Origin of the sequence: Archangium violaceum (assembly GCF_016887565.1) — a bacterium.
In the GTDB taxonomy this organism is placed as follows: Bacteria; Myxococcota; Myxococcia; order Myxococcales; family Myxococcaceae; genus Archangium; species Archangium violaceum_B.
Genome location: NZ_CP069396.1, coordinates 7,135,059 through 7,149,453, shown reverse-complemented (window position 1 = coordinate 7,149,453; position 14,395 = coordinate 7,135,059). Strand labels below are relative to the sequence as shown.

2 protein-coding genes (1 of these 2 running past the window's edge) are annotated in these 14,395 nt (G+C 72.9%); both read left to right on the top strand.

Features of this window, described 5'->3' with window-relative positions; genetic code table 11:
- Window positions 1-149 precede the first annotated feature (149 nt).
- A complete protein-coding gene (locus JRI60_RS28485) occupies window positions 150-5,492 on the top strand; it encodes a non-ribosomal peptide synthetase (protein ID WP_204219034.1) in 5,343 nt (1,780 codons plus the stop codon).
- A protein-coding gene (locus tag JRI60_RS28480; RefSeq protein ID WP_204219033.1) for a non-ribosomal peptide synthetase/type I polyketide synthase crosses the window boundary here: on the top strand, window positions 5,485-14,395 show its 5' portion. It continues 2,459 nt past the right edge of the window; only the first 8,911 of its 11,370 coding nucleotides appear in the window; it begins with the start codon at window positions 5,485-5,487; its stop codon lies off the right edge, out of view. Before JRI60_RS28485 ends, JRI60_RS28480 begins: the two co-directional genes overlap by 8 nt.

Below are 14,395 nucleotides of genomic sequence, written 5' to 3'. Positions count from 1 at the left end.
GTTGTCGCTTGGAATTCAAAAAAGAGAACGTCTAATGTTCCTCGTGCCAAAGGGGGCACCGATGCGTCTCGTCTTCGACTGCGCGGCCCTCGTGGCCGTGTGAGTGATGGCGGACCTCTCGCCCCCTCCGAGCCCTCTCGAGAGGACGAATGCAGCTGCCGACGCGAGACACTCCCGCTCACGCCATCTCCCTGCCCGAGGGCATCACCTTCGTGGACGTGCTCCGGCAGAGAGTCCGGAACCAACCCGAGGCGCGTGTCTTCACCTTCCTCGATGAGGACGGAGAGACCCATGTCACCTACCGCGAACTGGACGAGGGCGCACGCGCCGTCGCCGCCTCCCTGCGGCGGCACCTCGCCCCCGGTGAGCGGGCGCTCCTGCTCTATCCCCCGGGCCGTGAGTACGTGCTGGGCTTCCTCGGCTGCCTCTACGCCGGTGTCATCGCCGTCCCCGCGTACCCGCCCGATCCCTCCCGCCTGGGCCGCACGCTGCCCCGGCTCCAGTCGCTGGTCGCCGACTGCCGCGCCACCGCCGCGCTGACCACCTCCGCCGTGCTCGACATGGTCGGGTTCCTCACCGAGGACGCCCCCGACCTCCGCGCCCTGCGCTGGCTCGCCACGGACTCGCTCGAGCCCGGTGCCGCCGACGCCTGGTCCGCCCCGAGCCTGTCCTCGGACGACCTGGCCTTCCTCCAGTACACCTCCGGCTCCACCGGCACGCCCAAGGGCGTGATGCTCAGCCACCGCAACCTGCTTCACAACTCGGGGCTCATCGCCCTCGGGTTCGATGCCTCTCCCCAACCCGTGGGCGTCATCTGGCTGCCGCCGTACCACGACATGGGCCTCATCGGCGGCATCCTCCAGCCCCTCTACCGCGACATCCCCACCGTCCTCATGTCGCCGCTCTTCTTCCTCCAGCGCCCCCTGCGTTGGTTGGAGGCGATCTCCCGGCACCGGGGCAGCGTCAGCGGCGGCCCCAACTTCGCCTACGAGCTGTGCGTCCGGAAGACGACCCCCGAGGAGCGCGCCGCGTTGGACCTGCGCGGCTGGGAGGTGGCCTTCTGCGGCGCCGAGCCCATCCGCCAGGAGACGCTGGAGCGCTTCGCCGAGGCGTTCGCCCCCGCCGGCTTCCGGCGCGAGGCCTTCTATCCGTGCTACGGGCTCGCCGAGGGGACGCTCATCGTCAGCGGAGGGCGCCGGGCCGAGGCTCCCGTGGCGCGCCGCTTCGAGCGCGAGGCGCTGCTGCGCGCGGAGGCGCGGGCTCCGGGTGAGGGCGCCGAGGGCGTGACGATGATCGGCTGCGGCCAGTCCCTCGCGGAGCAGGAGGTCCGCATCGTCGATCCCGAGACGTGTGCGCCGTGCGCGCCCGGCCGCATCGGGGAGATCTGGGTCCGCGGTACCAGCGTGGCCCGGGGTTATTGGGAGCGGCCCGAGGAGACCGCTCGCACCTTCCAGGCCCGTCTGGCGGGCTCCGGCGAGGGGCCCTTCCTGCGCACCGGGGACCTCGGTGTGCTCGACGGGCGCGAGCTGTTCGTCACCGGGCGACGGAAGGATCTCCTCATCATCCGCGGGCGCAACCACTACCCGCAGGACATCGAGCTCACCGTGGAGCGGTGCGACTCCGGACTGCGTCCCGGTTGTGGCGCCGCCTTCTCCGTGGACGTGAACGGGGAGGAGCAACTGGTCGTCGTCCACGAGTTCGCCGACCGCTCCGGCGCCGACCTGGAGGAGCGCGCTCGCGAGGCCATCGCCCGCATCCGCCAGGCGGTCGCCGAGCAGCACGAGCTCGGCGCCCATGCCGTGGTGCTGCTCGCGCCCGGGAGCATCCCGAAGACCTCGAGCGGGAAGATCCAGCGCCACGCCTGCCGCACCGCGTTCCTCGAGGGCTCCCTGGAGGTGGTGGGCTCCTGGCGCGAGGGGACTCCGGTCTCCGGCGTGGTGAACGCGGGCCCGGTCGAGGCCGAGGTGCCCGTTCCCCCCGCTGGCTCCGGTCCGGAGGCGCTGCTGCCGTGGCTCTCTTCTCGCCTGTCGCGGATGCTCGGAGTCCCGTCCGGTGAGCTGGAGCTGGATGTGCCGCTCACCCGGTACGGACTCGACTCGCTGCGCTCCATGGAAGTGCAGGGCGGCATCGAGACGGCGCTCGGGGTGCGGCTGCCGATCACCTGTCTCCTGCAGGGGCCGAGTCTCCGCGAGCTGGCCGCGCGCATCGCCGAGCGTCCCTCGCCGGAGGCCGAGGTTCCGCTCGCGCCCGAGGAGTCCGCGGGACCCCTGCCACTCTCCGATGGCCAGCGGGCGCTGTGGTTCCTGCAGCGCATGGCCCCGGAGAGCACGGCGTACCACGTGGTGCGCGCGGTGCGGATCCACTCGCGTCTCGACGTCGCGGCGCTGGAGCGGGCCTTCCTGGCGCTCGTGGCGCGGCATCCATCCCTGCGCGCCGTGTTCCCCGAGGAGCAGGGCATCCCCGTGCAGCGGTTCGTGGAGCCTCCGCGCTCCGTGCTGCTCGTGGAGGATGCCTCCGGCTGGAGCGAGGCCCAGCTGGCCGCGCGGCTCGATGCCGAGGCCCACCGGCCCTTCGACCTGATGAATGGCCCGCTGATGCGCGTCCTGCTCCTCACCCGAGGCCCGGATGAGCACGTGTTGCTGCTCGCGCTGCACCACCTCATCACCGACTTCTGGTCCCTGGGCTTGATGGTGGAGGAGCTGGGCGCGCTCTACTCGGCGGAGACGGGCGGCGCACCGGCCGTGCTGCCGGCCATTGCCCTGAGCCCCTCGGCGGCCACGCGGGCGCTCTCGGCTCGGCTCGCGGGCCCGAGGGGTGAGACGCTGCGCTCCTTCTGGCGCTCCCGCCTCGGTGGCGAGCTGCCCGTGCTGGCGCTGCCGACGGATCGTCCCCGGCCCAGGCTCCAGTCCTTCCGGGGCGCCTCGCTCGCGTTCCAGGTGGGGCCGGAGACCACCGCGCGTGTGAAGGCGCTCGCCCGCGAGCATGGCGCCACTCCTTATATGGTGCTGCTGGCCGCCTTCCTCTCCTTCCTGCGCCGCTACACCGGACAGGAGGATCTCGTCGTCGGCTCGCCTACAGCGGGCCGCTCGCGCCCGGAGCTGTCCCGGCTCGTGGGCTACCTCGTCAACCCGGTGGCCCTGCGCGCCAGTCTGTCTCCGGGGCTCACCTTCCTGGAGCTGCTCTCCCAGGTGCGTCAGACCGTCCTGGAGGCGCTCGAGCACCAGGACATGCCCTTCGCCCGGCTCGTCGAGCAGCTCCAACCCGCGCGCGAGCCAGGGCGCTCGCCCGTCTTCCAGTCGATGTTCGTCCTGCAGCGCGCCCACCTGCCGGAGACGGGCGGCTCGCTCGCCGCCTTCGCGCTGGGAGAGAAGGGCGCGCGCATGCGCCTGGGCGCGCTGGAGCTCGAGTCCCTTCCGCTCGCGCAACGGGGCTCGGCGTTCGAGCTGTCCCTGACGATGGCCGAGACCGGTGACGGGCTGGGCGCCTCGTTGGAGTACTGCACGGACCTCTTCGAGGCTTCCACGGCCTCACGCATGGCGCGGCACTTCACGTCGCTGCTGGAGGGTCTGGTGCGGGCACCAGAGCGGCCGGTGGAAGCGCTGGAGCTGCTGGACGAGGAGGAGCGCGCCACGGTGCTGGGCGCCTGGAGCGAGGGGCCTCGGGACGCCGAGGAGCCCGGGAGCCTCGCGGAGCTGCTGGCTCGGCGGGCACAGGCCCGGCCCGAGGCGGAGGCGCTGGTGTGCGGCGCCGAGCGGCTGAGCTACGGGGAGCTGGCGGCGAGGGCCCGGAGGCTCGCGCACCGGCTGCGGCGCGAGGGCGTGGGACCCGAGGTGCGCGTGGGCATGCTCCTGGAGAAGAGCGTGGACGCGGTGGTCGCCTTCTGGGGCATCCAGCTCGCGGGCGGCGTGTACGTGCCGATGGAGCTGGCGCAGCCTCGCGAGCGGCTGGAGTGGCTCGTGGAGGACGCCCGGCCCCGGGTGGTGGTGACGCGCGCGGGTATGGAGGAGCGGTGCCGCCTGCCGGAGGGCGTCCGGGTGGTGCGGATAGAGGAAGTAGGGGAGGAGGACGCGGGTCCGCCCGTGAGTGAGGCCCGGAGCGAGAACGCCGCGTACATCATCTATACGTCCGGAAGCACCGGACGGCCCAAGGGCGTCGAGGTGACGCACCGGGGTGCCCTCAACCTGGCCGTGGCCCTGCGCCGGCTCGGTGTCGAGGAAGGGGAGCGGGTGCTTCAGCTCTCGCCGCTCGGCTTCGACATCTCCGTCTGGGACTATCTGCTGGCGGTGACCCTGGGCGCGTCGGTGGTCGTCCCTCCCGCGGGAGAGGTGCTGGTGGGCGAGGCGCTCAAGCGCCTGTTGGAGGAGCACCGCGTGGCGGCGGTCACGATGACTCCGTCGGTGCTGGGGACCCTGCCCCAGGGCGGACTGGAGCACCTGCGCGTCATGGTCTCCGGCGCCGAGGTCTGCCCGGCGGAGCTGGTGGAGCGCTGGGCGCCCGGGCGGCGCTTCTACAACGGCTACGGCCCCACGGAGATCACCGTGTGCGCCACGTGGACCGAGTGCACGCCGGGGCAGGGCGCTCCTCCCATCGGCAGGCCGCTGGCCAACGTCCAGACGTACGTGCTGGACGGGGCGATGCGGCCGGTCCCTCCGGGCGTGGCCGGAGAGCTGTACATCGGTGGACCGGGCGTGGCGCGAGGCTATCTGGGCCGGCCGGAGCTGACGGCGGAGCGCTTCGTTCCGCACCCCTTCGCCCGCGAGCCCGGCGCGCGCCTGTACCGCACCGGCGACGTGGTGCGCTGGCGGGTGGATGGCTCGCTGGACTTCCTCGGCCGCGCGGATGCCCAGGTGAAGCTGCGGGGCATGCGCGTGGAGCCCGGCGAGGTGGAGTTCGCGCTGCGGGAGGTGCTCGGGGCGCGGCAGGCGCTCGTGCGTCCCTGGAAGGCCGCGGGCGAGACGCGGCTGGCGGCGTACGTGGTGCCCGGCGAGGCCACGCCGCGAGACGCCCGCGAGGCTCGCGCCCGCCTGCGCCAGCGGCTCCCGGAGCACATGGTGCCCGCCTCCTTCGTCCTGCTCGAGGCCCTGCCCCTGTCTCCCACGGGCAAGGTGGACGTGCGCGCCCTCCCGCCTCCCCAGCCGCCCGAGCGCGATGCCTCCTTCGTCCCGCCTCGCGCCCCGCTGGAGGTGACCATCGCCCGCACCTGGGAACAGGCGCTCGGCCGCGAGCCGGTGGGCCTGCATGATCACTTCTTCGATGACCTCGGGGGCAGCTCGCTCACGGTGGTCCGGGCCTGCGCCCTGCTTCGCGAGGAGCTGAAGCAGGACGTGCCCATCACGCACTTCTTCGAACACCCCACGGTCCAGGCGCTCGCGAAGCGTCTGGGCCAGATGCCCGCCCCCCAGGCCGGAACCACCCAACACCAGGATCGCGCCGAGGCTCGCCGTCAGGCCCTCCAGCGCCGCAACCCGAGAGGAACCCGAGGCAATGGCTGAGCAGCAGATGGATGAGGGCACCGGGAACGACATCGCGATCATCGGCATGGCGGGGCGCTTTCCTGGGGCCGGTGACGTGCGCGCCTTCTGGCGCAACCTGCGAGAGGGCGTCGAGTCCATCTCCCGCTTCCGCCCGGACGAGCTGGAGCCGTCACCGCTCGTCCCCGAGGCCCTGCGCGGGCACCCGGACTTCGTGCGCGCCGGCGGCGTGCTCGAGGGCGCGGAGCTCTTCGACAACGGATTCTTCGACATCTCCCCGCGCGAGGCGCTGTGGATGGATCCGCAGCAGCGTTTGTTCCTCGAGTGCTCCTGGGCCGCGCTCGAGGACGCGGCCTATGACCCCGAGCGCTTCGCGGGGAAGATCTCCCTCTACGCGGGCGTGGGCCAGAACGGGCACATGCTGTCCCTCCTGGGGCACGTGAAGAAGGAGCCGGCGGCCCTCTTCGAGGCGCTCGGCACCTCCGGCGAGAACGCCGCCACCAAGGTCTCCTTCAAGCTGCGGCTGCGCGGCGAGAGCCTCGCCGTCTACACCGCGTGCTCCACGGGCCTCGTCTCCGTCCACATGGCCTGCCAGAGCCTGCTGATGCGCCAGTCCGACATCGCCCTGGCCGGCGCCGTGCGCGTCTCGCTCCCCCAGCGCACCGGCTACCTCTACCAGGAGGGGATGATCTTCTCCCCGGACGGGCACTGCCGCGCCTTCGACGCGCGCGCCCGGGGCACGGTGAGCGGTAATGGCGTGGGCGTCGTCGTCCTCAAGCCGCTCGCGGATGCGCTGCGCGATGGCGATCACGTCTACGCCGTCATCAAGGGCTCGGCCATCAACAACGACGGCCACCTCAAGGTCGGCTACACCGCCCCCAGCGTCGAGGGCCAGTCCGACGTCATCTCCGAGGCGCTCGCCTATGCCGGCGTCCAGGCCGGCGACATCGGCTACGTGGAGGCGCACGGTACCGGCACGCCGCTCGGAGATCCGATAGAGGTCGCCGCGCTCACCCGCGCCTACCGTCGCGACACGGACGGCCGGGGGTTTTGCGGGATCGGCTCGGTGAAGTCGAACATCGGCCACCTGGACACCGCCGCCGGCATCGCCGGGCTGCTCAAGGCCACGTTGGCCCTGCACAACGAGGAGCTGCCCCCGAGCCTCCACTTCGAGCGGCCCAACCCCGCCCTCGGCCTGGAGAGCAGCCCCTTCTTCGTCGTCACCGGACGCCGCGAGTGGAAGCGCGGGGAGACGCCGCGGCTCGCGGCCGTCAGCTCCTTCGGCATCGGTGGCACCAACGCGCACGCCATCCTCGGCGAGGCCCCGCTCGTCGAGAGCCAGCCGAGCGCCCGGCCCCACCAACTCGTCACGCTCTCCGCCCGCACCCCCGAGGCGCTGGAGGCGATGACGCGCGAGCTCGCCGCGCACCTGGAGGCCCGGCCCGGGGTGGACCTGGCCGACCTGGCCTTCACCCGCGCCGTGGGCCGCAAGTCCTTCGAGCACCGGCGGGCCCTCGTCGCCGCCGATACCGCCGGGCTGATCGCCCGGTTGAAGGCGCCTCCCGCGATTCGGAGCCTCGCCAGCCTGGAGGCCGCCCGCGAGCAGCGCGTGGCCTTCCTGTTCCCCGGACAGGGCGCGCAGTCGGTGGGCATGGCCCGCGAGCTGTACGCCTCCGAGCCCGTCTTCCGTGAGCACGCCGACGCGTGCTTCACGCTGCTCGCTCCCCGGTTGGGTAGGGACCTTCGCCCGCTGCTGTACCCCGCGCCCGGTCAGGAGGTCGCGGCCCGCGAGGCCCTGGCGGATCCCCGCTTCGCGCTGCCCGCGCTGTTCATCGTGGAGTACGCGCTGGCCCGCCTCTGGATGGACTGGGGCATCGAGCCCCACGCGATGCTCGGGCACAGCTATGGCGAGTACGCCGCCGCGTGCCTCGCGGGCGTGCTGTCCCTGGAGGACGCGCTGACGCTCGCCGTGACTCGGGGCCGGTTGATGGCCTCCATGCCTCCGGGCGCCATGACCGCCGTGGGCTGCTCCGAGGCGGACCTGCGCCCGCTGCTCACCGGTGGGCTCTCGCTCGCCGCCGTCAACGGTGCCTCCCGGTGTGTCGTCTCCGGCCCCGTCGCCGAGGTGGAGCGGCTCGAGCAGGAACTGGTGCGCCGGGACGTGGGCGTGCTGCGGCTGCCCGCGCGCCATGCCTTCCACTCGGCCGATGTGGAGCCGGTGATGCCGGAGCTCCAGCGCGTCGTCGCCGGGCTGCGTCTCTCCGCTCCGCAGCGGCCCTACGTCTCCAGCCTCACCGGCACGTGGATCCGCCCCGAGGAGGCGACCGATCCCTCGTACTGGGTCAGGCAGATGCGGCAGCCCGTCCGCTTCTCCGAGGGCCTGGACACCCTGCTGCGCGATGGGGGCCTCGTGCTCCTGGAGGTGGGCCCGGACCAGGCGCTCACCGCGCTCGCCCGCCTGCGGCTGCGCGGCGAGGAGGGCTCCCTGGCCGTGCCGTCGCTGCCTCGCGCGGGCGTGTCCGCGTCCGATCATGGCGCGCTCCTGGAGTCCGTCGGCTCGCTGTGGCGGGCCGGACTGGAGATCCGCTGGGATCGGTTCTACGCGCACGAGCGGCGCCTCCGCGTCCCCCTGCCCACCTATCCCTTCGAGCGCCAGCGCTTCGTGCTCGAGTCCCGGTGGTTGGAGCAGGAGGCACCCCGGCAGGAGGCTCCCTCTCCTGTGTCCAAGCCAGTTCCGGCTCCCGTGCCTTCCTCGCGCCCGGCCCCGAGCGCCGTGGCGGGGGCGGGTGCTCCCGGCCCGCGCAACGACATCGAGCGCCAGGTGATGGAGATCTGGCGCGAGCGGCTCGGCATCGCGGACTTCGGCATCCACGACAATTTCCTGGAACTGGGCGGCAACTCGCTGATGGCCGCGCAGATGCTCACGCGCCTGCGCGAGACGTTCCCCGTGCAGCTTCCGTTGAGCGACCTCTTCGAGGCACCGACGGTGGCGGGCGTCGCCTCACGGATCGAGGCCCGGCTGAAGGATGAGGCTCCGGGCACGGGGCGCGTCCCGGTGTCGCCCCTCGTTCCCATTCCGCGCGAAGGCGTGCTGCCGCTCTCCTTCGTGCAGGAGCGGGTGTGCGCCCTGGAGCGCTTCGTCCCCGGCAACCCGGCGCTCTACATGCCCGTGGCCCTCCGGCTGACGGGCTCGCTGGACGTGGCCGTGCTGGAGCGGAGCCTCGGTGAGGTCATCCGCCGCCACGAGGCCCTCCGCACCACCTACGCCACCGTGGATGGCCGGACCGTGCTCCGCGTCACCCCCGCGCTGAAGCCGTCGCTCTCCGTCACCGTGCTGGAGGGTTCCCGCGAGCAGCGCGAGGCCGAGGCGCTGCGGCTCGCTCGTGAAGAGGCGGCCCGGCCCTTCTCCCTGGAGCGGGGCCCCGTCATCCGCACGAGCCTCGTCCGCATCGACTCGGACGTGCACCTGCTGCTCGCCACCCTGCACCACGTCGTCTCGGACACCCTGTCCATGGTGGCGCTCGTCCGCGAGCTGTCGGCGCTCTACGCGGCGTTCCTCCAGGGCCAGCCCTCGCCGCTCCCGGCCCTGTCCGTGCAGTACATGGACTACGCCGCCTGGCAGCGCCGCGCGCTGGCGTCCGGCGCCTTCTCGGACCAGGAGTCCTACTGGCGCGAGCGCATGGCCCAGCCTCCCGGCCCGCTGGCATTGCCCCTGGACCGTCCGCGCGAGGCCGTCCGGAAGCTCCTCGGGACGCGCCGGCCCTTCGGCTTCTCCCGCGCGCTCACCGATGCCATCCACGCGCTCGGCCAGCGCGAGGGCTTCACCGACTTCATGATCCTCCTGGCCGCCTACAAGGCGCTGCTGGCCCGCTACGCAGGCCAGGACGACATCGTGGTGGGCACCCCCATCGGCAACCGCACCCGGGTCGAGCTGGAGCCGCTGATCGGCTACGTGGCCCACGCCGTCCCGCTGCGCACGGACCTGTCCGGCGATCCCACCTTCCTCGAGCTGCTCTCCCGCGTGCGGGACACCACGCTCGGCGCCTACGCGAATCCGGATGTGCCCTATGAGCACCTCGTGCGCGAGCTTGAGCCCGGCAAGGACCCGGAGCGCGCCCGGCTGTTCGACGCGGTGTTCGTCCTCCACGCCGGTTTCGCGTCGAGCCTGGAGCTGCCCGCGCTCCGCCTGGAGCTCGTGGAGGTTCCAGACGCGCCCGCCCAGTTCGGCGCCACGCTCTCCCACCTCTCCATCTTCATGAGCGAGGGCCCGCACGGCTACGAGGGCCACCTGGAGTACGCCGCCGAGCTGTTCGAGCCGCCCACCGTCGAGCGGTTGCTCCACCACCTCCAGGCGCTCCTCGAGTCCGCCCTCGCCAACCCCGGCCAGCGCCTCTCCGAGCTCTCCCTGCTGACCGCGGCCGAGCGGAGCCAGCTCGCCACCGCCCGCGTGGACGCTCCTCGTGCCGAGGTCATCCCGGTCCTGGCCTCGCTGGAGGCCCAGGCCTCACGGACCCCGGAGGCCCTCGCCGTCTCCGCCGGAGAGCGCGGCCTGTCCTGGCGCGAGCTGCGTGAGCGGGCCCGGCACCTCGCCGGCCTGCTGGTCCAGAAGGGCGTGGGCGCGGAGCAGCTCGTGGCCGTGTGCCTGGAGCCCTCGCCCGAGCGCCTCGTGGCCCTCTGGGCCGTGCTGGAGGCCGGAGCGGCCTGGGTGCTCCTGCCGCCGGCCCGGCTCCGCGAGCTGGCCTCGTTCTCTCCCGAGGGTTCTCCTCCGCCGCTGCTGCTCACGTACTCGCGGCTGCGCACGAGCCTGGCGCTCGATGCCTCGCGGGTGCTGCACGTGGATGCGCTGCCCGAGGGGTCGCTCCCGTCTCCGGTGGAGCGCCGCTCTGCCCCCGATGTCGAGTCCATGGTGTGCCTCGAGCCGCTGGCCGGCTCCACGGGCGCGCCGCTCCAGGCCATTCACACCCAGGGCACGGTGGCCCATCTGTTCCGCGCGCTCGACGAGGGCCACGGGGCCACTCCGGGCGGCGCCTGGCTCTGGGCCGAGGAACCCGGTGCGCACGGGAGCGGCCTGGAGGTGCTCTGGGCCCTGAGCCGCGGCCTGCGCGTCGTCCTGGCTCCCGAGCCCGAGCGTGCGCGCTTCCTCTCGGTGGGGCAGGGCACTCCGGCTCGCCGCCCGCTGGCCTTCGGTCTCTCGTACTTCGCCAATGACGAGGACGGGCTCGGCCGGCGCAAGTACCAGCTCCTGCTGGATGGAGCGCGCTTCGCCGACGCGCACGGCTTCTCGGCGGTCTGGACGCCCGAGCGCCACTTCCACTCCTTCGGTGGCCTCTACCCGAGCCCCGCCATCACCGGCGCGGGCCTCGCGACCATCACGGAGAAGATCGGCATCCGCGCGGGCAGCGTGGTGCTCCCCCTGCACGATCCCATCCAGGTCGCCGAGGAGTGGGCGATGATCGACAACCTCTCCGGCGGACGGGTGGGGGTGTCGTTCGCCTCGGGGTGGCACGCCAACGACTTCGTCTTCGCGCCCGACAACTACGCGCGCCGCAAGGAGGTCCTGCACCGGGGCATCGAGCTGGTGCGCCACCTGTGGCGGGGTGGAACGGTGCGCCGCCGCAACGGCGAGGGCCAGGAGGTGGAGCTCACCATCCGCCCGCGCCCGGTGCAGACCGAGCTGCCCTTCTGGCTGACGGCCGCGGGCAGCCCGGACACCTTCCGGCTCGCGGGAGAGCTGGGCGCCAACGTGCTCACCAACCTGATGGGCCAGCAGCTGGACTCGCTGGCCGAGAAGGTGGCGCTCTACCGCGAGACGTGGCGGCAGCACGGCCACGCCGGACGCGGACACGTGAGCTTGATGATGCATGCCTTCCTCGGCTCGGATGCGGCCGAGGCGCGCCGCACCGTGCGCGAGCCGTTGCTCCGGTACTTCCGCAGCTCGGTGGACATCCTCAGTGGCTTCGCCGCCAGCCAGGGGCTGAAGGTGGATCCGCGCACCCTGACGCCCCGGGACATGGAGGCGCTGCTGGAGCACGGGCTCGAGCGCTACATGGAGGACGGTGGCCTCTTCGGCACGCCCGAGTCCAGCGCGCCCATGGTCGAGCGCGTGAAGCGTTTGGACGTCGACGAGGTGGCCTGCCTCGTGGACTTCGGCATCGGCACCGAGGCGACGCTGGTCAGCCTCCAGCACCTGGACACCCTGCGGCGGCGTTCGCAACCGGAGGAGGGGGCGAGCACGCCCACCGTGCTGCACGAGAGCGGCACGGACGCGGAGGCGCTGCTCGCGCTCGTCCGCGAGGCGGGTGTCACGCACCTGCACTGCACGCCCACCCTGGCCCGCGCGCTCGTGGGACTGCCCGGTGTGGCCGAGGCCCTTCGCCCAGTGCGCCGGCTCTTCATCGAGGGCGGGGCGCCGGAGCTGGCCGTCTCGCTCGCTCGCGCGGCCGGCGTGGAGGTGGTGCGCCGCGAGGAGACGCTCGGGCCCGGGACGTGGCTGCCAGTTCGTCCGGAGCGGACCGCACATACCCAGGTGCTCGCCGCGCCTCCCTCGCACGTGCGGCTCCACGTGCTGGACTCGCGAGGACAGCCCGTGCCCGTGGGCGTGGCCGGTGAGCTCGCGCTCGGGGGCGGCGGTGTCCCCCGAGGCTTCTGGATGGCTCCGGAGGCCACGCGCAGCCGACTCGTGCCCCATCCCTCCGAGGCGGGAGCACGGCTGCTCACCACGGGACGGCGCGCCCGTCTCCTCGCCGATGGCTCCGTGGAGCTCCTCTCGGTGGGGAGCGCTCCGGCCCGCCGCCCGGCGCCCGCCGCCCAGGCTCCGCGCCCGGAGGTGGCTCGCCGCCCCGAGGGTCCGCCCGCCATCGCCCGGGTGCCGCGCGATCGGCCGCTGCCCCTCAGCTTCGGCCAGCAGCGGCTGTGGTACCTGGATCAGCTCGAGCCCGGGAACGTGGCCTACAACAACCCGTCCGCGCTGCGCCTCAGCGGGCGCCTGGACACCGCCGCGCTGGAGCGGGCCCTCAACGAGGTGGTGCGCCGCCACGAGGCGCTCCGGACCACCTTCGCCCTGGAGGACTCCGGCCCCGTGCAGCGCATCGTCCCGTCCCTGACCGTGCCCCTGGAGCGGGCGCGGCTGGAGGCGGCGGGAGACCGCGACGCGGAGATCGCCCGGTGGGCCCGTGAGGAGGCCCGGCGTCCGTTCGATCTCGCGGCCGGTCCGCTGATGCACGCGGCGCTGCTCCAGATCGAGGACACGGAGCACGTGCTGCTCGTCACCCCGCACCACATCGTGTCCGACGGCTGGTCCGCGGGTGTGATGATGAAGGAGCTGGCGATCCTCTACGCCGCCTACGTCACGGGGGCCGAGTCGCCGCTGCCGGAGCTCACGGTGCAGTACGCGGACTACGCCGCGTGGCAGCACCAGTGGATGCGAGGCCCGGCGCTGGAGTCGGAGCTGTCCTGGTGGAAGGAGACGCTGGCCGAGGTTCCGGTGCTGCGGATCCCCACGGACAGGCCCCGGCCAGCGGTCCAGGGCTACCGGGGCGCGCAGCACTGCTTCACCGTGCCCCGGCGCGTGGCCGATGCACTGGGCGCGCTCGCGAAGCGCGAGGGGGCCACGCCCTTCATGGCGCTCATGGCCGCCTACCAGGTGCTCCTGTTCCGCTACAGCGGCCAGGAGGACTTCGCGGTGGGCACCGCGGTGGCGGGTCGCAACCGGCCCGAGCTGGAGCCCCTCATCGGGTGCTTCATCAACTCGCTGCCCCTGCGCGCCGGGCTCTCCGGGGATCCGTCCTTCGTGGAGCTGCTCGGCCGAGTCCGCCGCACCGCCCTGGACGCCTTCGCCCACCAGGAGGCGCCCTTCGAGAAGCTCGTCGACGCGCTGCACGTCTCGCGCGACCTGGGCCACTCGCCCATCTTCCAGACGCTGCTGGTGCTCCACAACGTCCCCATGCCCACCGTGCAGCTCGCGGGTCTCACCCTGAGCGGCATGGACGCCCACTCGGGCGCCTCCAGGTTGGACCTCGCGCTGGAGCTGCGCGAGACGGCGGACGGGCTCTGGGGCGGGCTCGAGTACAACACCGATCTCTTCGACCCCGAGACCATCGCCCGCATGGGCGAGCAGTTCGTGCGCCTGCTGGAGGGGATCGTCTCGGCACCGGAGCGGCGGCTCTCCTCGCTGTCGCTCCTGTCCGAGGCCGAGCGCCAGCGGCTCCTCGTCGAATGGAATCCGCCCGCCGCGCCCCGGGACTCCGCCACCGTGCTGGAGCTCTTCGAGGCCCAGGTGGCCCGAACTCCGGACGCGCCCGCCCTGGCCGATGCCGGGGACGTGCTCTCGTACCGCGAGCTGTCCGCGCGGGCCTCGCGCATCGCCTCGTGGCTGCGCCGGCGCGGCGTGGGCCCCGAGCACGTGGTGGCGCTCGCCTTGGAGCGCCCCAGTGACGTGGTGCCATCCATCCTGGGCACGCTCGCGGCGGGAGGCGCCTGGCTCCCGTTGGATCCCTCCCACCCTCGGGAGCGGCTGCGGCTCCTGATGGAGGACGCGGGCGCCCGGGTGATGCTCGACCGACAGCTCCTGCTGGAGGCCGTGGCGTCCGAGCCCGATGCGTCTCCCGCGTCTCGTCCGGAGCCCCATCACGCGGCGTACGTCCTCTTCACCTCCGGCTCGACGGGCAAGCCCAAGGGCGTGGTGGTGGAGCATCGCCAGCTCGTGCACGCCACGCGGGCCCGCTTCGAGGTGTACGGTGCACCGGCCGTCAGCCTCTCACTGTCACCGTTCACCTTCGACGCCTCGCTCGCCGGCCTGTTCTGGACGCTGCTCCACGGCGGCACGCTGCGCTTCCCGGACGCCGGAGTCATGGATGATCCGAGGGAGCTGGCCGCCTCGCTCGCGAAGCACGGCGTCACGCACCTCATCTGCGTGCCGGTGCTCT

Bases quoted from the DNA above. Each gene is read 5' to 3' on its own strand.
- JRI60_RS28485 (WP_204219034.1), top strand. From the start codon at position 150: ATGCAGCTGCCGACGCGAGACACTCCCGCTCACGCCATCTCCCTGCCC.